The following is an 18057-nucleotide window of genomic DNA, read 5'->3' on the forward strand; positions in this document are numbered from 1 at the left end:
TCAGCCGATCACCACCCGCGGACGGCTGCGCACCGCGTCCGAGATGCGCAGCAGCAGCGCGACGATGATCCAGTTCGCCACGAGCGACGACCCGCCCGCCGCGAGGAACGGCGTGGTGAGGCCCGTGAGCGGGATGAGGCGCGTGACCCCGCCGACCATGATGAACACCTGCAGCGCGATGGTGAACGACAGCCCGGTCGCCAGCAGCTTTCCGAAGTCGTCCTGGCCGGCCAGTCCGATGCGGATGCCGCGGCTGGTGAACACCATGTAGAGACACAGGATCGCGAAGACGCCGATGAGGCCGAGCTCCTCGCCGAGCGCCGGGAGGATGTAGTCGCTCTCGGCGACGGGTGTCAGGTAGGGCCTTCCCTGACCGAGTCCCGTGCCGATGAGGCCGCCGTTGGCCATGCCGAACAGGCCGTTCACCAGCTGGTAGCTGGAGTTGTCCATCAGCTCGGGGTTGAACGCGTCCAGCCAGTTGCGGAAGCGCCCCTGCACGTACGGCAGCACCTGCGACGCCAGGGCCGCGCCGGCGGCGGCCAGCAGCACGCCGATGAGCACCCAGCTCGTCTTGCCCGTCGCGACGTAGAGCATCGCGACGAACATCCCGAAGATGAGCAGGCCCGTGCCGAGGTCGCGCTGCATGACGATGATGCCGAGCGAGACGAGCCAGATCACCAGCAGCGGTCCGAGCTCGCGCGCCCGCGGCCACGTGATGCCGAGGAAGCGGGTGCCCGTCGAGGTCAGACTCTCCCTGGTGCGCACCAGGTATCCGGCGAAGAAGATGCCCAGCGCGATCTTGGCCAGCTCGCCCGGCTGGAACGAGAAGAACCCGAGCGAGACCCATACGTCGGCGTTGGCGTCCGTTCCGAGGCCCGGGATGATCGGCAGGATGAGCAGCAGGATGCCGACGAAGCCGAAGATGTACGTGTACCGGAACAGCACCCGGTAGTTGCGCAGGAACATCACCACGAGGATCGCCGCCACCAGAGCGATCGCCGCCCACGCCAGCTGCCTCGTGGAGTACGCGTTCCAGCCGTGGCGGTCCCAGTGCAGGTCGAGTCGGTAGATCATCGCGAGTCCGAGACCCGTGAGGATGGTCGCGATCGGCACGACGAAGGGATCCGCGGCGCGGGCGCGCAGGCGCAGCAGGATGTGCAGCGCGATGACCAGCGCGGTCAGCCCCCCGCAGTAGACGAGGAAGGTCCAGTCGATCGCGCCGAGCGCACCGAGCTGGACGAGGGCCACCGCCGAGCCGTTGATGAGGAAGGCGAACACCAGCAGGGCCAGCTCGCGGTTGCGCTGCGTCTGCGGCACGCGCAGGCGGCGCAGCGCGCGGATCACCGCGGTGTCGGCCGCGACCGGATCCGCGGGCGTGCTCGTGGACGCGCTCATCCGGCTCCTCCCGCCAAGTCGCTGATGTCGGCGACGATACGGCGCGCATCTGAGAGGGAGCTCGCCGAGATCGTGCCCTCCACGGTCGCTCGCGCGAAGTCCGAGAGATCGTCCAGCGGGATGCCGGTGTCCTCGTACGGAGTCGACAGCGAGATGGGTCCGATGTTCTGCTGCACGCCCTGATAGATGACCACGGTGTCCTCGTCGGCGCCGACGAAGTACCGGGTCTGCGTCCACTGGTAGCCGATCCACGCGGCCCCGGCGAGCAGGGCGAGCACGAGCGCAACGCCCGTGATCCAGCCGATACGGCGGCGGCGGGCACGGCGCCGGTCCTCCTCGATGAGCTCCTCGAGGAACTCGGCCGCCGGCTCGAAGTGCGTCGGCTCGTTGGCCGCCTGGCGGTTCGGGTGCAGCCAGCTCGACCGCCGCGGGGCGGCTGCGGGCACCTCGACGCCGACCGGGTTGGATGCGGAGCCGACGATCGTGGGCGTGCCGGAGAAGAGCGGATGCTGCCCGCCGACGTCGACGAGCACGATCGTGACGTTGTCGGGGGCGCCCCCGTCGAGGGCCTGCTTCAGCAGGGTGTCGGCCGTCCGGCCGGGGGCCAGGCCGAGGCTGAGGGCCTTGGCGGTGTGCGGGTCGTCGACGACGCCCGACAGCCCGTCGGAGCACAGCAGCCAGCGGTCGCCCGGCTGCGTCGGCATGATGAAGGTGTCGAGCTCCGGGTCGGCGTCCATGTCGCCCAGCACCCGCATCAGCACGGAGCGGCGCGGGTGGTAGCGGGCCTCTTCCGGTGTGATGCGCCCCGAATCGACGAGGCGCTGCACGAACGTGTGGTCGGTCGTGATCTGCGTCAGGGCGCCGTCGCGGTAGAGGTAGATGCGCGAGTCGCCGATGTGGGCGATCACGGCGTAGTCGTCCACCATGATGAGCGCGCTCACGGTCGTGCCCATGCCGGCGAGCTCGGGCCGGACGTTCACGGTGTCGATGAGGTCGACGGCGGCGTCGGCGATGGCGTCCCGCAGCGCCCGTTCGGCCTCGGCCGTCGAGTCGTACGGCCGGTCGAGGGCCTCGAGCCGCGCGATCGCGAGGCTGGAGGCGACATCGCCGCCCGCATGCCCGCCCATGCCGTCGGCGACCACGAACAGGTTGGAGCCGGCATAGCCGGAGTCCTGATTGTTGGAGCGCACCTTGCCGGTGTGCGAGATGGCGGCGCTCGAGCCCTGGAAGACCATGTGCGAGGAGTCCGCCCGCTACTTCCGCAGCTCGAACGTCGTCGCACCGACCTTGATCGGAGCGCCGAGGTTCACGGGGACCGGGGCGGTCACGCGCGCGCCGTCGTGCCAGGTGCCGTTCGTCGAGTCGAGGTCCTGGATCATCCACTGGTCGCCCCACAGCACCAGACGCGCGTGGTGGCTGGACGTGTAGTCATCGCGCACGACGAGCCCCGACTCGCTCGACCGGCCGATCGTGAGCGGCTCGTTGCCCAGGGGCAGCTCGAGCCCCGTCTTCGGCCCGCTCGTGATCACGATGCGCGCCGCGGTCGAGGTGGTCGCCGGTCCGCGCGGCGTCGGCGGGAGCGGTGGGGCGGCCTGCCCGACGGCCGACGTCGCGGCCGAGGCCGGGGCGGCGGGCGCTGAGGCCGGCCCGGCTGCAGCGGCTGCGGCATCCGGCATCCGCCTGACCTTCACGCCGAACAGGTCGGCGCGCAGCGAGTAGACCACGCCGAAGACGAACGCCCACAGCAGCACCAGGAAGCCGATGCGCAGCAGGAGCAGGGTGAGCTCGCTCATGCCAGCGGCCCCCTCTCCCGCGCGTCGTACGGCGGCGCGTCGAAGACGCGGGTGGCGTCCTCGGCGGGCGCGGCGGGGCGTGGCGCGGCGGCCTGCGCGACCACGCGGAAGACGATGTCGGTGCGGCCGATGCGAACCGTCGAGTCCGGCGCGAGCGCGCCCTCGGTCACCTTGCGGCCATCGAGCATCGTGCCGTTGGTCGAGTTCAGGTCGCGGACCATCGCGCGCTCGCCGTCCCACAGGATCTCGACGTGCTTGCGGCTCGTGCCGGAGTCGGCGACGGTGATGTCGGCGTCGCTCCCGCGTCCGATCACCGTCCGCGACTTGGTCAGCGGGATGCGGCGGCCCTCGACGTCGAGCACGCCGCGCCATGCCACCCGTCCGCCCTGCGCGGCGGAGGACTCCACCCGCAGCGTGCCGGTGGAGAGCTGGTCGTCGCGCCGCAGCGAGATCGAGACGGGTCCGGCGAAGGAGTAGCCCTGCGCCTTGGCGTGCTTGTGCACGAGCGTGTCGAGCTCGTGCGTGAGCGCGTCGCCGAGGTTCGACATGCGGTCGTCGTCGGCCGGCGAGAGCAACACCGTGAAGGTGTTCGGCGCGAGGATGCGATCCCGGCTGACCACCGCGGCTTTCTTGTCGAGCTCGCTGCGCAGGGCCGATGCGATCTCGACGGGCTGGATGCCGCTGCGGAAGGTCTTGGCGAACGCGCTGTTCACGGCGCGTTCGAGACCTTTCTCGAAGCTGTCAAGTAGTCCCACGGAGCTCCTCTTGAGGGGGGTGCCGGTTGCTACATGCTAGTTGCACAGCCTGTACCCGTCGTGGATCGCCCACGCGACCAGGCGAGTTCGGACCCGGCGGCGACGCATGATATCCTCGGGAAGTTGAGTTTCGCGGGATCTGGATCCCGCGGCTCGCGCGAGTGGCGGAATAGGCAGACGCGCTGGCTTCAGGTGCCAGTGCCCGAAAGGGCGTGGGGGTTCAACTCCCCCCTCGCGCACAGCAGGCCCGTGAGGTCCCGGAAGGGGCCCCACGGGCCTTTGCGTTTCTCGGCCGAGCCGGGAGGGCCCGCCCGATCGCGGCTCGCCGCCCGCGTCGGTTAGGTTCGGAGGCAGCCCACGTCAGCGCCAGACGAACCGCGGAGGACCGAGCCCATGCCCGATCGCCGCGCCGTCTCCTCCGTGCGGCTGCTCGCGGCCCGTGGTCGTGCGCGCGCCGGGCTGCTCGTGAGCGCCGCGGCTGCCGTCGCCGTCGCGGTCGCCACGGTGTGCCTGCTGCCGGCGACGCTCGCCCGCGCGGTCGCCGCGGCGGGAACGCCCGCGCCTCCCGGAGTCGAGCCCGACGTCGTCGCCGCACAGGTCGCGGAGGGCGCCGCCGCCCTCGCCTCCGCCGTTCCCGCTCTGGTGATCCTGGTCGCGCTCCTCGCCGGCACCGCCGTCGCGCAGCTGGCCCGCCTCGTCGCCACGGCGCGGGAGCAGGAGACGGCGGCCATCCGTGCGCGTGGCCTCTCCGGCGCGCAGGGGTGGACCGCCGACGCTGCCGAGGGCGCGTCGATCGCCGTCGCCGGTGCGCTCATGGGCGTCGTCCTCGCCGCCGCGGCCGCCGCGGTCACCGGTTCCGGTCCGGCGGACGTCTTGCTGCAGTGGCCGTGGGCGACGGCTCTCGCCGTCGCGCTGGTGGCCGTGTTCACGGTCGCCCTGCGCCGAGGCGAGCGGCGCCGCACCACCGCTCGCGCCGCGGGTGCGACGACAGGCGCCTTCGTGGTCGTGGTGCTGCTGGCCGCGGCGCTGGTCGTGTGGCAGCTGCCGCAGGGCCGGGGCGCCGGGTTCGACCCGATCGTCGCCGTCGCTCCCGCCGTCCTGCTGCTGGCGGGAGCGATCCTGGCGCTGGCCGTCTTCGGCGCCGGTGCGGCCGCATGGACCGGAGCCGCCGCCGCGATCCCGTCGCTCGAGCCCGCATACCCGGCCCGGCAGGTCGCCCGCCGCCTTCCGGTGTACGCGGTGGCCGTGCTGCTGGTCGTGCTCGCGGTCTCGCTGACGGTGTTCGCCTCCGCCTACTCCGCGACCTGGCGCGCGATGACGTCGGACTCGTCGGCGCTGCGCGCCGGCGCCGACCTGCGCGTGGACACCTCACCGCAGTCCGTGTCGCCCGGCGACGTCGCCGCCGCCGCGGAAGTGGAGGGGGTGGATGCCGCGGCCCCCGCGCTGACGGCCCTCCTCGAGGTCGGCGAGACCACCGCCCCGCTGGTGGCGGTGCCCCTTCCCGCGGTCGGACCCGTCGTCGCCGCGGCCGGCGGTCTGGTCGACAAGGCCGCCCTGGCCGCCGCGGCGACGGTGCCCGACGCCGTTGCCGCGCAGCCGCTGCCACTGGGCGAGGCCGCGCGCGGCATCCGGGTCCGCGCGCTGCTCTCGGGCCCCGCGTCCCTCCCCTCGGTCACGGTCTTCGCGGTCTTCATCGACGACACCGGGGCGCCGGCTGCGGTCGCCCTCGACGAGACCGGCCTGCAGCCGGCGACGGACGGCACGGTGGTGCTCACCGCCGAGGCGTCGCTGCCGCCCGGCACCGCGCCGTGGCGACTGCTCGCACTGGCTGCCGGCACCGGCCCGACGTTCGCCGACCGCACGGTGACGGTCGAGCTCACGCAGGTCGAGGCGCTCGGGGGTTCGGCGCTGGACGCCGCGGGAGAGGTGATGCTGGGTGACGGTTCGCGGGACGCCGTCGTGTGGCTGGCCGACGGTGGCGTGCTGGCGAGCGGCGGCGATGCGCCGCCCCTCGCGGCCGTGGTCACGACGGCGTTCGCGGCCCGGCTCGGCCTGGCCGAGGGCGATGCGTTCGAGTTCCGCTACGACGGCACCGGTCGGCGCGGGGGCGCCGTGGTGTCCGCCATCGTGTCGGCGGTCCCCGGCGCGACGAGCCCGGTCGCCGTGTTCGCCCCGCTCGAGAACCTCCTGGTCTCGCAGCTGCAGCGCGGCACCTCCATCGTGCCGCCGAACTCGGTGTGGGCGTCGGGTGCGCCATCCGTCCACGAGTACAGCGCCGTCCTGGGCGATCGGCCCGTCGCCACGGCCGCTCCCGGCACCGCCGCCGCCCTCGTGGGCGCGCTCATCCCCGCGTGGTGGATCGCCACGGCGGGGGCCGCAGTGCTCGCGCTGGTCGCGGCGTTCGCGATCGTCCAGACCCTCGCGCTCGCGCGCCGCCGCGAGCTGGGCGTGCTGCGCGCCCTCGGGGTGACGCCGCGACGCCAGGGCGCGATGCGCGCGGCCGAGCTGGGCGGCGTGCTGGGCGCGGCTCTCCTGCTGGGGGTCCCGGCCGGACTGCTCGCCTCGTGGCTGGTCGTTCCGGGGATCGTGCGCGCCGTGACGCCCGGCGTCCTGCCGCTGCCGACCGGCGTCACGCTGGCCTGGCCGCCGCTCCTGCTCGGGCTGGCCCTGCTTCTTCTGGGCCTTGCGGCGATCGTCGCGCTCGCCGCAGCCGGCGCGGTGCGGGATGCGCGCACGGCCACGGTCGGCGAGGAGGCGCGATGAGCCGCCGCGTCTCGACGCGCGCCCTGGTGGCGCACCACCTGCGTTCGCATGCGGGAGGCGGCGCGATCCTCGGCCTGCTCGTGCTGGTGCTGTCGCTGCTCGCGACGGCCGCACCGCTCGCGCTCGCTCAGCTCGGCGACGCCACTGTGCGCGACCGGATCGACACGCTGTCGCCGACCGTGCGGGACGTCGTCTCCACCACGCCGGGGCTGCCGCAGATCGGCGGGGATGGACTGTCCCTCGAGACCGACGAGGTCTGGGCGCCCTTCCTCGGCGAGCTCGAGCGCGTGCGCTCCACCGCCGAGCGGCCGCTGCCGGCCGTGCTCGGCGCTCCCGTCGCGATCGCGCGCACGGCCCCCGCGCCCCTCGCCGAGGATCCGAGGACGCGTCAGCTCTCCGTCGCTCACTCGCCGGGTTTCTCGGAGCGCGTGACCGTCGTGGAGGGTCGACTGCCGAAGCCCTCGGCGGGCGAGGGCGCGAGCGTCGAGATCGTGCTCTCCGTCGACACGGCCGCCGAGATGGAGTGGCCCGTCGGCGAGGCGCGCACGATCGGCGGGCCGGCGCAAGAGCCGATCCGTTTCCACCTGGTCGGAGCCTTCGAGCCGGTCGATGAGGGCGACGACTTCTGGCAGCACGCGACCTCGGTGCGCGAGCCGAACATCTTCGACGACGGCAATGCGCCGCGGCTGGTCACCGGCACCGGATTCGCACACCCGGCGGCGCTCGCCGACGCGTACCGCTTCTCGACGGCCCAGACGACGGACGCCTGGTTCCCGGCCGACGTCGCGGCCATCGCCGCCGACGACGCCGAGCAGGCCGCCGCCGCCCTCCGCAGGCTCACCTCCGTCTCGCAGGTGATCGGCACGACTGCCGGTGGCCCCGGCATCCTGGGGGTGCGTTTCGAAGCGGAGATGACGGCCGAGCTCGAGTCGGCGCTCGCGCAGCAGGACGCCACCGTGGGCGTCATCGCCATGCTGGTCGCGGGACCGGCGGGAGTGGCCGCGGCGGTGCTGGTGCTGGCATGCCGGCTCATCCTCGAGGGCCGGCGGTCCAGCATGCGGCTGCTGTCGGCGCGCGGCGCCTCCACCGCACAGCTGCGGCGCCTCGTGGGCACCGAGGCGGTGCTGTGGGGCACGATCCCGGCGCTGCTGGGCGCAACGGCGGCGCTCCTCGTCGGCGTGCTGGTGGGCATCCCTCCCACTCCGGCTGCGCTCGTGCCCGTCCTCCTCCTCGGCCTCGCGCCGATCGGGATCCTCGCCGTCCTGGCTCCGTCGGCCGCCGAACGACCCCTTCGCGCCGATCTCGGTCGCCGCGGCTCGCGATTGCGCGGCATCACCGAGGGCGCCGTCGTCGTCCTCGCTCTGCTCGCGCTCACCCTCCTGTTCGTGCGCGGCTACTCGGACGGCGTCGACGTGCTCCTCGCGGCGACCCCGCTCCTCCTCGCGCTGGTGGCGTGCCTGGTGACGCTCCGGCTCTACCCGATCCCCCTGCGGGCGGTGTTCCGCCGTGCGCGCGCCGGCGCGGAGCTCGACGGCTTCCTCGGGTCGGCCCGCGCGCTGCGCGAGCCTTCCATCGGGCTCACGCCGGTGCTCGCGCTCGTGGTCGGCGTCTCGGTCGCCGTCTCCAGCGGCATCCTGCTCTCGGCCCTCCAGACCGGCGTGGCCGACGCCTCGCGTGCGCGGATCGGCGCCGACATGCGCGTGGCGGGTTTCGTGTTCACGCAGGAGCAGCGCGAGCGCGTCTCCGGCGTCGATGGGGTCGCCGCCGTGGCGTGGCTCTCCGGCGGGGAGCCGGCGCGGCTCGACATCGACGGTGTGGACGAGAGCACCGTCGTCTTCGTCGCCGACACGGCGACGCTGCGCGAGGTGCAGGGCGACGGACCGGGGATGCTGCCGCCCGGCATCACGCCGCGCCCCGGCGCGGAGCCCCTGCCGCTCGTCGCCTCGGCGGCGGCCGCGCAGGAGATCGGCAGCCCGGACGACCTGCTCCTGGACGGCGTGGCGGCCGAGGTCGTGGGTGTGACACGCGGGCCCGTCCCCATCGGCGCGCGTGAGGACTGGGTGCTGATCGACTCGACCGCCGCGGAGGCCGTGCTCGGCAGCGTCTCCAGTGCCCGCACCCTGCTCCTCACGCTCGATGCCGAGGCCGACGCCGATGCCGTCGCAGAGGGCGTGCGGACCGTACTGGGGCAGGGGGTCCGCATCGACACCGTCTCTCAGGTCGCCGGCGGCATCGAGTCGGGACCGGCGGTGCAGGGCGTGCGGGCGGCGCTGCTCATCGCGACCGGGACCGCGGCGCTGCTCAGCGCGCTGGCCATCGTCATGACGCTGGCGCTCGCCGCAGCGCCGCGGGCGCGACTGCTCGCCCTGCTGCGCACCCTCGGCGCGCGGCCCCGCTCTGCGACATCGCTCGCGCTGTGGGAGATCGGTCCGCCGGCTGTCGCCGCGATCATCGCGGGAACCGTCTTCGGCGCGGTGGTGCCCGTCGTGGTCATGGCCGCCGTCGACCTGCGGCCGTTCACGGGGTCGTCCGTGGCGCCCGCGTATGCTCTGGACCCGGGCATCCTGGCGCTGACCCTCGGGGGCTTCGTCGTCGCCGCAGTTCTGCTCACCGCGCTGGCTCTCGTCGTGTCGCGGCGCGTCGGCGCGGCGGGCGCGCTGCGCACTGTGGAGGAAGGATAGGGCGATGGCGCTTCGAGGTGCAGAGCGGCAGCAGCCGGACGGCGGGTCCGCGTCGGCGGCGCGCGCCGCCGGTCGGCCGGGGGGTGTCCCGGACGCCGACATCCTGTGCGCGGACCTCGTCCGCATCTTCAAGGTGGCGTCGGGCTCGGGGCCGGGCGTCGAGGTGCAGGCGCTGCAGGGACTGAATCTCCGCGTCGACCCGGGCGAGCTCGTGGCGGTGGTGGGTGCGTCGGGGTCGGGCAAGTCGACGCTCCTGGCCATCCTCTCGAGCCTCGATCAGCCGTCCGCGGGGGTCGCGTGGGTGGCCGGGCATGACCTGCTGACCATGAAGGAGAAGGAGCGGGTGGCCTTCCGCCGCCGCAGCGTCGGGTTCGTCTGGCAGCAGACCTCCCGCAACCTCCTGCCGTACCTGTCGGCGAGTGAGAACGTGGCGACGACGCTGGCGATCGCCGGCACCGAGTCGGCCCGCGGCCGGCGGGCGCGCGTCGCGGAACTGCTGGATCTGCTCGAAGTCTCGCACTGCGCCGAGCGTCGTCCCGCCGAGATGTCCGGCGGCGAGCAGCAGCGGGTCGCGATCGCGGTGGGCATCGCCAATCAGCCCCGCGTGCTCCTGGCGGACGAGCCGACGGGCGAGCTCGACGACGCCACGAGCGCCCACGTCCTGGAGGCCATGCGGTCGGTGAACCGCGAGCTCGGGGTGACGACGCTCATCGTCACGCACGACCCGGGCGTCTCGGAGCACGTCGCACGCACCGTTCAGATCCGCGACGGACGCACGTCGACCGAGGTGCTGCGCTCGACGCGGGTGGACGAGCACGGCGCCGAGGAGCACGTCGCGGAGGAGTACGCCGTGCTCGATCGCGTGGGTCGCCTGCAGCTGCCCGATGAGTTCGTCGCCGCCCTGGACCTCCGCGACCGCGTGCGGCTCGCGCTGGAGGCCGACCACGTCGGCGTCTGGCCCGGTCAGGGACGGCGGGACGCGGCATCCGTCGACGAGAGCGAGGATCGGACATGAGCGTGGCGCTGCGCGGAGAGAGGCTGAGCCGCACCTTCCGCTCGCCGGCGGGCGAGGTGCACGCGTGCGTGGATGTCGACATCGAGGTCGCCGAGGGCGAGCTGGTGGTGGTGCGCGGGGCCTCCGGAGCGGGCAAGACCACGCTGCTGAACCTACTCGGCGGGCTCGACCGCCCGACGTCCGGGCGGGTGTGGATCGGGGATGCCGAGGCCACCGCCCTCGGCGAGGACGAGCTGGCCGCGCTCCGCCGGGAGCGCCTGGGATTCGTCTTCCAGTCCTTCGGTCTGGTGCCGATCCTCTCCGCCGCCGAGAACGTCGAGGTGCCCCTGCGCATCGCGAAGACGCCGCCCGCCGAGCGGGCCGCGCGGGTCGCCGAGGCGCTCGCGCTCGTGGGGCTGGCGGATCAGGCCGCGCAGCGCCCGAGCGAGCTATCGGGAGGGCAGCAGCAGCGCGTCGGCATCGCGCGGGCTATCGCGGTGAGGCCGAGCGTCCTGCTCGCGGACGAGCCGACCGGGCAGCTCGACTCCCGCACCGCCGCCACCGTCATGGACCTCATCGGCGAACTCGTGCACGCGCGGGGCCTGGCCGCCGTCGTCACGACGCACGATCCGCTGCTCGTCCAGCGCGCCGATCGGGTGATCGAGCTGCACGACGGCCGGGTGACGGACACGCGCGTCCAGCGCGCGGCTGAGGTGTGAGCATGCGCGCGATGATCGTGCTCGCGGGGCGGCTGATCGTCGCGCACTGGCCCGCGCTGGTCGCGTGGTATCTCGCGGGGACGCTGGGCCGGTACGCCGGCATCCAGCTCGCCGGGTTCGTCGGCGGCTACTCAGCGATCGGCGGCATCCTGCTGCTTCCTCTCGCCATCCTCGCGAAGCTGGTGAGCGTCGTCGCGATGCTCCTGGTGCTCCGCGACGCGATGCCGCGCCTCGGCGTGATCGCACCCGCCCCGGTGGATCGGCTGACCCGGCGCCGGTCGTTCCGCGACGCGCTGCTGTCGGCGACTCTCCCGTTCATCGCGGTGTACGCCCTGCTCGGCTTCCTGGTGGAGGATGTCGCGGCCTACCTCGACGCGGCGCTCATCGTGAAGACCGGTCGCGAGGCGATGGCGGTCGTGGCCGGGGTGGAGATCGACACGTCGGGCACGGTGGACCACCTGACGTTCGAGCCGTGGACCGTCGGGGTCGTCGTGCTCGCGTTCGCCGGTCGCTGGGCGTGGAAGCGGTGGCAGAAGGCGCTGCCGCGGTGGACGTCGATCGTCGCGACCTACCTGGAGGCGCTCTGGGTCTTCCTCGCGGCGTACTTCATCGGCGAGGCGATCGGGCAGCTCACGGGGTGGATCGAGGCGCGGCAGGCCATGGTGTGGCTCGCGGATGCCCGGGAATGGGTCGGCGGATGGTTCGCCCCGCTCGGCTGGGCGTGGGACGCCGTGGGATGGCTCATCGCACAGGCCGGCGTGGTGCTGATCGTGCCGCTGGCCTGGCTGACGATCGCCGGCGTCGTCTACGGCCAGGCCGTCTCGCCCCAGGGGCTCACCTGGGAGAGCCCGCTCGCGAAGCGCGCGCGCACCCGGTACGGCGCCATCCCGCAGCGGCTCCGCCGACGGCTCGGCGATCTCGGCTCGGAGGTCGGGTCGCGATTCCGGCCGCTGTGGAAGGCGGTGGTGCTGATGTGGCGCGGCGGCCCGATCCTCATCGGCGGGTACGTGCTGCTGTACTCGCTCGTCCTGCTGAGCGAGCAGCTCCTGCGCATCGGCCTGACGCGCCTGGTCGGTCCTCAGGACTTCGAGACGTTCTGGCTGGTCGCGGGAACCCCGCTGCTGCTGCTGGTGCCGCTCGTGATCGAGCCCGTGCGCACGGCGCTCGTCGCCAGCGCGTACGACGCCACCGTGGGCGTGCTCATCGGCGAGCCGGTCGTCGCGTCAGGGGACGACGACGAGTCGGAGGAAGGCCGGCAGCTCGTCGACGACGGTGAGCTCCACGCCGAACGGGCCGGCGGCGTCGTCGGGGATGAGGAACGGCGCGGCGACGGTGTAGGGACCGTCGGCGTCTGAGACGCAGGCCGTCGGCCGGTCGTAGTCCCAGTCCACCTCCGACGCGGCATCGTCCCACTGCCGCTGTGCGCCGTCGAGCTCCCGGAGCACCGGCGTCGAGCACGCCACGGGGTGTCCGCCGGGATCGACGGGGACCTCGACGACGACCACCTTCGCGCCGGGCGGCAGCCCCGCCTCCGCGTCGGACGGCAGCTCGCGGAGCGTCGCCGGTCCCCACTTCATCCCCGCCCAGTCGGCGACGGTGCCCGTCGGCACCGTCGTCGCGACGACAGGGCGCGACTGGTTCACCAGCCACCACTCGCTGCCGCCGATGACCAGGGCCGTGACCGGCAGGAGGACGGCCACCGCTCCAAGCGCCACCGCGTTGCGCCGCCACCAACGTCGGCTCACCGCTGCACCCACCCCTCGGCCAGGAGCTCGACCTCGTCCGCGCGGTCGAGGGTTCCGAGGTCCACGGGCACCTCGACGAGCGAGTCGAGGCGGGTCTCGGCATCGACGGCCAGCTGCAGCGTGCCGGCGCGATCGGCGAGGTCGGCGGGCAATTCGAACGCGAGGCTCCCTTCGCGAGGGATGCCGACGGCCAGGGGCGAGCGGAACATCGACGCGGGCCGCTCGCTCGCCCGGTAGGTGACGCCGTCGATCACGAGCGCGGCATGCGCGAGAAGCGCCCCGCGCTCCTCCCGCAGCGCCTGCGCGCGGAGGTCGACCACGAGCCAGGTGCCGTCCGCGTACCAGCCGCCCGCGACGGCGCGATCGCCGAGCCGGAGGTCGGTGACCGTGACGGCGAGGGCGCGTCCTGTCGCCTCCTCGCCGATCGCCGCCGGCACGGCGAACGACGCCTCGGCGGCCTCGTCGCCGGGGGTGAGCTGCACGACACCCCAGGCCGCCGCGAGCAGCGCGACACCGATCACCCAGCTCAGCCAGGGCCTCATTCCCCGCCCTCCGCCTCGTCGGTCGCGGCATCCGCCTCCGCCGCGTCGGCACCGGCACCGACGTCGGTCAGCCCGACGCTGATCCGGGCCGCCGTCACCGGCGTGTCCCACCACTGGCCCGACACCACCAGCGCGCCCGTGCGCAGCGAGAGGTCCCTGAGCTCGATGTCGACGTTCTCGGCGGTGTCGAAGCGCTCCGCGTCGACCGCCCACGCGAGGACGAGCTGTGCCGGCACCCTCGGCTGCAGGTACGGCGAGACCGTGGTGTCGTCGAACCGGGCGACCGAGTCGGCGGGTACGTCGCCGAGCTCGGGGATGCGCACCGCCGCCGTGATCCCCCCGCTGCCGGCCGACGGCTGGGCGCGGTCCCACGCGTTCTCCGCGGTGAGCACGAGGGCGAGCACCCGCTCGCCGGCCTCGACGGTCACGCCTGCTTCGGGGAGCTCGTCGATGAGCACGGCCCGTTCCACGGTGAGCGCGAACTGCTCGTTCTGGTGCGTCTCGCCGGCGTTCAGCTCCGGCACGGGCGGCACCGCCGCTTCGGCGAGACCCCCGAACGCGGCCGTCGCGGCGAGGAAGGCCGCCGTCAGGATGCCGGCGAACCAGCCGGTCGGCACCCGGTCCCAGGCGCGCGACACCCATCGCGCGCGCTCGGCCTCTTCGCCCCCCGGCGCGGAGGACGAAGGGGCGCCGGAGGTCACGCGCACATCCTATGGTGGCGAGAGCCCGAGGAGCCTCAGCCGCCGCCCAGCCCGTCGAGGGCGGGAACGAGCGTGAACACGATCTCGTCGATCTCGCGACCGAGGCCCGGGGCGTAGTCGGTGTTGCGGGAGACCTCGGTGAAGCCCGCCTTCTCGAGCACCGCGATCGAGGCGGCGTTGTGGGCGGCGGCGCGGGCGAACAGCGGCCGGATCGGCTCGTGGGACACCAGCAGGCGGAGGGCCGCTGTCGCCACGCCCCGACCCCATGCGTGACGGGCGATCCAGTAGGTGACCTCGCGGTCGCCGTCGACGGTGAAGGCGGCGATGGTGCCGGCGAAGCCGCCGTTCTCGGTGACGACGAACGACAGCACGTTCTCATCGGCGCGCTGGCGCTCGATCCACGCGTCGAACGCGGCGCGGTCGTCCGGGTTCTCCGCGGTGAACGCGGCCATCGCGATCGCCTCACGGTCCCGCATCATCTCGAAGATGGCGTCGAGGTCGTCGTCGTCGAGGGCGCGCAGCTCGATGTGGTTCACGCGGACCACGCTATCGACGCGCGATCGCCGCGAGAAGGGCTCGGGCCGGGCCCGCGCTCACGCCAGTCCGTGGATGCGGCGCAGCTGCGCTTCGGCCCGATCCCCGTCACGCGCCGCGAGCGACGCGCGGAAGTCCTCGTACGCCGCCGTGCGGCCCAGCGGGCACTCGATGAAGGGACGCCATCCCCTGAGGTCGCGGCGGATCGCGATCTCGTACTCGCGGATGAACTTCAGCAGCGGCAGGTTTCCGCTCGCGTGCGTGATGACGGCGAAGAACTCGTGGCTGGCGGCCGCGATGGCGGCGGCGTCATCGGAGCGCGAGGCCGCGATCACATCGTCCAGCCGCTCCAGCGCGACGGCGAGCGACTCGTCGTCGGCGCGGACGGCGGCCATACGCACCGCGAGCCCCATGTTGTACGCCACGAGCTCGACGGTGTCGCTCTCGTGATTCGGATACGACACCCGCGTGTACCGGTGCGGCGACACCTCGACGAGTCCGGTGCGCTCCAGCCGCTGCAGCGCCTCGCGCACCGGCGTGCGCGACACCCCGAGCCACTCCGCCAGCTCGTGGTCGCGCAGTCGCTCGCCCGGCGCGAGGCGGCCGTCGAGGATGGCTTCGCCCAGGAGCGCGTACACCTCGTCTCCGAGGACGGCGCCGCGCGGCTCGAGCGGAACGAAGGGGGCGGTCATGGCTGGCACCAGTGTACGCCGCAGGAATCCGCGGCAGAGACCCCGATGAGCGGCGGAATCGCGCGACGACCGGGTCTCGCGGCACGCGGCGGATCGTGGCATCCGACCCTCGCCCATCTGCTGATATATCGGTACGATGTCGATGTCCACGCTTCGGCGTGGCCTATCCGGGGGGATCCGTCGACGCCCGGGCTTCGAGCAAGGCTCAGCCCGGGCGTGCGATGGGCCCGAGACCGCGTCGCCGTGGTCAGTGCAACATTTCTGTCACCATCCGAAGAGGGTCTCGCCGCGCGCGCGCGTCTTCACTACGTTGGAGGGACTCGCCGCAAAAGCGACGAGATCACAGAAGAACGGCAAGTAATGAGCACGCAGGGCACCGTGAAGTGGTTCAACTCGGAGAAGGGCTTCGGGTTCATCGCTCCCGACGAAGGCGGCGCAGACGTCTTCGCGCACTACAGCGCCATCCAGTCGGGTGGCTACCGCTCCCTCGAGGAGAACCAGCGCGTCGAGTTCGAGATCGCGCAAGGACCCAAGGGCCTCCAGGCCGAGAACATCCGCCCGCTCTGAGTCGAGCGGGCCGATCGCCTCGTGCGATCGGTGAGCCGCGGCGTCCGCGCTTGGCTGCGGATGCCGCGGCTCTCGGGTGCCGTCCGCGTGCTGTCAGCCAAGGTCGCCCCGGACGAGCTCCATCCCCGCGCCGGCGAACTGACGCAGCGTGGCGTCGGGAAGGAACGCACGGGTGAGCGCGCCCCCGATGCGGGTCAGGTCGCTCTCGTCCCGGTACAGCAGGTACATCGTCTCGTACCGCGGGTGGAACTTCTCCTTGAACCGGTGGAGCGACCGGAATCCGTAGACCGGCTCGAGAGCGTCGGCGAGCTTGTCGCTGAGCGCGGCGATCATCCCGGCGTCGGGGGGATAGTCGTGCGCGAGCGGCGCTCCCGACAGCGACATGATCTCGGCGCCCTCTTCCGAGAACAGCTTCGCCGACGACCCGATGAGGAACTCCATCACGGGCGCGAAGCCGCCGTCGCGCCGTCGCATGAGATCCAGCGTCCAGCCGCGCGCCGTGCCCTCGGACCCGTAGACGGGCAGCCACGACAGGAAGCCGTCGACGTCGCCGTTCGGCGCGATCGCGAGCGCGAGCCGCACCTCGGGGTCCTCCGCCTCGGCGAGCGTGCCCAAGGTGAAGCCCATCTCGGGAAGCCCCTTGTCGCCGACCCACATCTCGGAGATGGCCCGCAGCTGCTGCTGCACGCCCCAGGGCTCGTCCTCGAGGCGCGTCATCCGAAAGGTCATCTCCTCGCGGCCGGCGCGGTTGAGCGATGAGCGCACCGAGTTCCACCGCTTGCCGGTGAACTCCAGCCCCGGCAGGTCCACGATGGTGTCATCGGCGACGACGAGACTGCGCCATGACGACGGCACGGCTGCGCGCGTGCGCTCGTCGGCGCTGAAGAAGCACGGCACCAGTCCCGCGACTTCGGCGGCGTGGATGAATTCGCGGACGGATGCCTCCCGCGAGGCGGGCGGCCCGAGCGGGTCGGCGAGGGCCAGGGCGACGCCGGCCCGGCGCTGGTACGCCACGATCCCGTCGGCGGCGCGGGCGTAGCTGTTGCCGTCCCACGTCGTCATCCACGACAGCGTGCCGCCGCCGTGCGCGTGCAGCATCCGTTTGACCTCGTCGACGTCCGGGGTCGGCTGCTGCCCGATGCTCGACGTCCGCCGTGCGCGGAACGCGCCGCGCACCCAGACCAGGTAGACGAGCATGAGCAGCCACAGCAGGCCGCTCGCGAGCGCGAGCTCGGTCTCGCCGTCGATCGTGGCCTCGAGCCGGGCCTCGCTCGCGATGATGATCGCCGCGACCACCGCCAGCCCCGTCAGCACGTTGATGGCCGCCAGCACCACGGCCACGACCCAGGTCCACCGACGGCCGCGCCGCAGGCCGTTGGCGACGACGAGGATCACGACAGCGTCGATCGCGAAGTCGATCAGGCCCCCGGAGACGGGTTCGGTCGGGCCGAAGGGGCCGTCGGTCGGCACGACGATCGTGATGAGCTGGACCGCCCCGAGCACGAGCAGCGCCATGAACGCGATGAGCCGCTGCTCGCGGACGGTGGTGCGGCGGATGCGCAGGGACCGGTCGACGAAGAGGATGAGCAGCACGGCCAGCAGGTGCTCGAGATCGGCGAGGGCTCCCCAGAACAGCATCGCGACGAAGACGAACCCGAGCAGCAAGAGCCAGGCGCGCACCCGCCATGGGGCCCGCAGCAGTCCCGCCGCCGCGGCGAGGCACGCCATCGTCCCGCCCGACGCGCCGACGTCGAGAGCGGCGGCCTGCTGCTGCGCCCATTCCCACGGCAGGGCCGACAGCGTCCACAGCACGAGGGCGGCGGCGAAGATCGCGAAGAGCTGCCCCACCCAGTAGTACGCCAGCGCGACGCGTGATCCGCGACGCAGTTCGAGGTACGCCATGCCCGCGAAGGAGGTGATGGTGAGCAGGTAGACCCAGGGCAGGTCGACGAAGAACGTGCCGGTGACGGGCGTCCACCACCGGCCGTCCTGCAGCGCCGGAAGGCCGTACGCGACGACATCGAACAGGTCGGACTCCTCGAACGGTCGCCACAGCCCCTGCCACACGATGCCCGCGACGAGGATGAGCGCGATCATCGTGAGCGTCGCGGGGATCCTGGCTGCGCCCGCGAGGGCGCGGTTCGGTCGCTGGGACGCCCCGTCGCTCATGGGTTCA

The 18057-nt window shown here is 73.0% G+C and carries 15 protein-coding genes and 1 tRNA gene; 7 read left to right on the forward strand and 9 right to left on the reverse strand.

Translation table 11 applies throughout. The annotated features are described in order from the left end of the window. The 4 genes from ACFRAL_RS02405 to ACFRAL_RS02420 are packed head-to-tail and all read right to left on the reverse strand — an operon-like array spanning position 1 to position 3943. On the reverse strand, positions 1-1395 hold the full coding sequence (locus tag ACFRAL_RS02405; protein ID WP_336393990.1) for an FtsW/RodA/SpoVE family cell cycle protein: 1395 nt from the start codon (positions 1393-1395) through the stop codon (positions 1-3). Then, positions 1392-2630 (reverse strand): PP2C family serine/threonine-protein phosphatase, encoded by a 1239-nt coding sequence (locus ACFRAL_RS02410; RefSeq protein ID WP_336393989.1) that lies wholly within the window; start codon positions 2628-2630, stop codon positions 1392-1394. The genes ACFRAL_RS02405 and ACFRAL_RS02410 overlap by 4 nt, the downstream gene beginning before the upstream one ends. Positions 2631-2648: 18 nt before the next feature. Next, entirely contained in the window at positions 2649-3188 is a 540-nt protein-coding gene (locus ACFRAL_RS02415; RefSeq protein ID WP_378879330.1) for an FHA domain-containing protein, read from the reverse strand. Beyond that, complete coding sequence (locus ACFRAL_RS02420; protein WP_378879333.1) at positions 3185-3943, reverse strand: FhaA domain-containing protein; 759 nt, start codon at positions 3941-3943, stop codon at positions 3185-3187. Before ACFRAL_RS02420 ends, ACFRAL_RS02415 begins: the two co-directional genes overlap by 4 nt. 155 nt (positions 3944-4098) lie before the next feature. Between ACFRAL_RS02420 and ACFRAL_RS02425 the strand changes: the two genes are divergently transcribed. The 6 genes from ACFRAL_RS02425 to ACFRAL_RS02450 all read left to right on the forward strand — a co-directional run bounded on the left by ACFRAL_RS02425 (position 4099) and on the right by ACFRAL_RS02450 (position 12455). Beyond that, positions 4099-4182, forward strand: a tRNA-Leu gene (locus tag ACFRAL_RS02425). Between the two features lie 154 nt (positions 4183-4336). After that, positions 4337-6706, forward strand: coding sequence for an FtsX-like permease family protein (locus ACFRAL_RS02430; protein ID WP_378879336.1), 2370 nt, complete (start codon positions 4337-4339; stop codon positions 6704-6706). Further along, positions 6703-9387 carry an FtsX-like permease family protein gene (locus ACFRAL_RS02435; RefSeq protein ID WP_378879339.1) on the forward strand — a complete coding sequence of 895 codons (2685 nt, stop codon included), beginning with the start codon at positions 6703-6705 and terminating at the stop codon, positions 9385-9387. The genes ACFRAL_RS02430 and ACFRAL_RS02435 overlap by 4 nt, the downstream gene beginning before the upstream one ends. A gap of 4 nt (positions 9388-9391) precedes the next feature. Next, positions 9392-10402, forward strand: coding sequence for an ABC transporter ATP-binding protein (locus ACFRAL_RS02440; RefSeq protein WP_336393984.1), 1011 nt, complete (start codon positions 9392-9394; stop codon positions 10400-10402). Then, positions 10399-11100 (forward strand): ABC transporter ATP-binding protein, encoded by a 702-nt coding sequence (locus tag ACFRAL_RS02445; RefSeq protein WP_336393983.1) that lies wholly within the window; start codon positions 10399-10401, stop codon positions 11098-11100. Before ACFRAL_RS02440 ends, ACFRAL_RS02445 begins: the two co-directional genes overlap by 4 nt. 2 nt (positions 11101-11102) lie before the next feature. Continuing rightward, positions 11103-12455, forward strand: a complete 1353-nt coding sequence (locus ACFRAL_RS02450; protein ID WP_378879343.1) for a hypothetical protein — start codon at positions 11103-11105, stop codon at positions 12453-12455. 386 nt (positions 12456-12841) lie between these two features. Here ACFRAL_RS02450 and ACFRAL_RS02455 read toward each other — a convergent pair whose 3' ends face one another. The 4 genes from ACFRAL_RS02455 to ACFRAL_RS02470 are packed head-to-tail and all read right to left on the reverse strand — an operon-like array spanning position 12842 to position 15314. Further along, positions 12842-13387, reverse strand: coding sequence for a hypothetical protein (locus ACFRAL_RS02455; protein ID WP_336393981.1), 546 nt, complete (start codon positions 13385-13387; stop codon positions 12842-12844). After that, positions 13384-14088 (reverse strand): hypothetical protein, encoded by a 705-nt coding sequence (locus tag ACFRAL_RS02460; RefSeq protein ID WP_378879346.1) that lies wholly within the window; start codon positions 14086-14088, stop codon positions 13384-13386. The genes ACFRAL_RS02455 and ACFRAL_RS02460 overlap by 4 nt, the downstream gene beginning before the upstream one ends. 35 nt (positions 14089-14123) lie before the next feature. Then, positions 14124-14624: a GNAT family N-acetyltransferase gene (locus ACFRAL_RS02465; RefSeq protein ID WP_378879347.1), complete on the reverse strand. Its 501-nt coding sequence runs from the start codon at positions 14622-14624 to the stop codon at positions 14124-14126. A gap of 57 nt (positions 14625-14681) precedes the next feature. After that, positions 14682-15314 carry a GntR family transcriptional regulator gene (locus ACFRAL_RS02470; protein WP_336393977.1) on the reverse strand — a complete coding sequence of 211 codons (633 nt, stop codon included), beginning with the start codon at positions 15312-15314 and terminating at the stop codon, positions 14682-14684. A gap of 360 nt (positions 15315-15674) precedes the next feature. On the opposite strand from ACFRAL_RS02470, the gene ACFRAL_RS02475 reads away from it, so the two are divergent. Continuing rightward, a complete protein-coding gene (locus tag ACFRAL_RS02475) occupies positions 15675-15881 on the forward strand; it encodes a cold-shock protein (RefSeq protein ID WP_109208752.1) in 207 nt (68 codons plus the stop codon). A 93-nt stretch (positions 15882-15974) separates the two neighbouring features. Here the strand turns inward: ACFRAL_RS02475 and ACFRAL_RS02480 are convergent, their stop codons facing one another. Further along, the gene (locus ACFRAL_RS02480) at positions 15975-18050 is read right to left on the reverse strand and encodes a bifunctional lysylphosphatidylglycerol flippase/synthetase MprF (protein ID WP_378879350.1); all 2076 of its coding nucleotides are present in this window, start codon (positions 18048-18050) and stop codon (positions 15975-15977) included. Positions 18051-18057: the final 7 nt, after the last annotated feature.

Origin of the sequence: Microbacterium sp. NPDC056736 (genome assembly GCF_042790415.1) — a bacterium.
In the GTDB taxonomy this organism is placed as follows: domain Bacteria; phylum Actinomycetota; class Actinomycetes; order Actinomycetales; family Microbacteriaceae; genus Microbacterium.

What these genes read in the sequence shown, in the direction of transcription:
- ACFRAL_RS02405 (WP_336393990.1), bottom strand. Translation starts at nt 1,395, where the DNA reads ATGAGCGCGTCCACGAGCACGCCCGCGGATCCGGTCGCGGCCGACACC.
- ACFRAL_RS02410 (WP_336393989.1), bottom strand. Translation starts at nt 2,630, where the DNA reads ATGGTCTTCCAGGGCTCGAGCGCCGCCATCTCGCACACCGGCAAGGTG.
- ACFRAL_RS02415 (WP_378879330.1), bottom strand. Translation starts at nt 3,188, where the DNA reads ATGAGCGAGCTCACCCTGCTCCTGCTGCGCATCGGCTTCCTGGTGCTG.
- ACFRAL_RS02430 (WP_378879336.1), top strand. Translation starts at nt 4,337, where the DNA reads ATGCCCGATCGCCGCGCCGTCTCCTCCGTGCGGCTGCTCGCGGCCCGT.
- ACFRAL_RS02435 (WP_378879339.1), top strand. Translation starts at nt 6,703, where the DNA reads ATGAGCCGCCGCGTCTCGACGCGCGCCCTGGTGGCGCACCACCTGCGT.
- ACFRAL_RS02440 (WP_336393984.1), top strand. Translation starts at nt 9,392, where the DNA reads ATGGCGCTTCGAGGTGCAGAGCGGCAGCAGCCGGACGGCGGGTCCGCG.
- ACFRAL_RS02445 (WP_336393983.1), top strand. Translation starts at nt 10,399, where the DNA reads ATGAGCGTGGCGCTGCGCGGAGAGAGGCTGAGCCGCACCTTCCGCTCG.
- ACFRAL_RS02450 (WP_378879343.1), top strand. Translation starts at nt 11,103, where the DNA reads ATGCGCGCGATGATCGTGCTCGCGGGGCGGCTGATCGTCGCGCACTGG.
- ACFRAL_RS02455 (WP_336393981.1), bottom strand. Translation starts at nt 13,387, where the DNA reads ATGAGGCCCTGGCTGAGCTGGGTGATCGGTGTCGCGCTGCTCGCGGCG.
- ACFRAL_RS02470 (WP_336393977.1), bottom strand. Translation starts at nt 15,314, where the DNA reads ATGACCGCCCCCTTCGTTCCGCTCGAGCCGCGCGGCGCCGTCCTCGGA.
- ACFRAL_RS02475 (WP_109208752.1), top strand. Translation starts at nt 15,675, where the DNA reads ATGAGCACGCAGGGCACCGTGAAGTGGTTCAACTCGGAGAAGGGCTTC.
- ACFRAL_RS02480 (WP_378879350.1), bottom strand. Translation starts at nt 18,050, where the DNA reads ATGAGCGACGGGGCGTCCCAGCGACCGAACCGCGCCCTCGCGGGCGCA.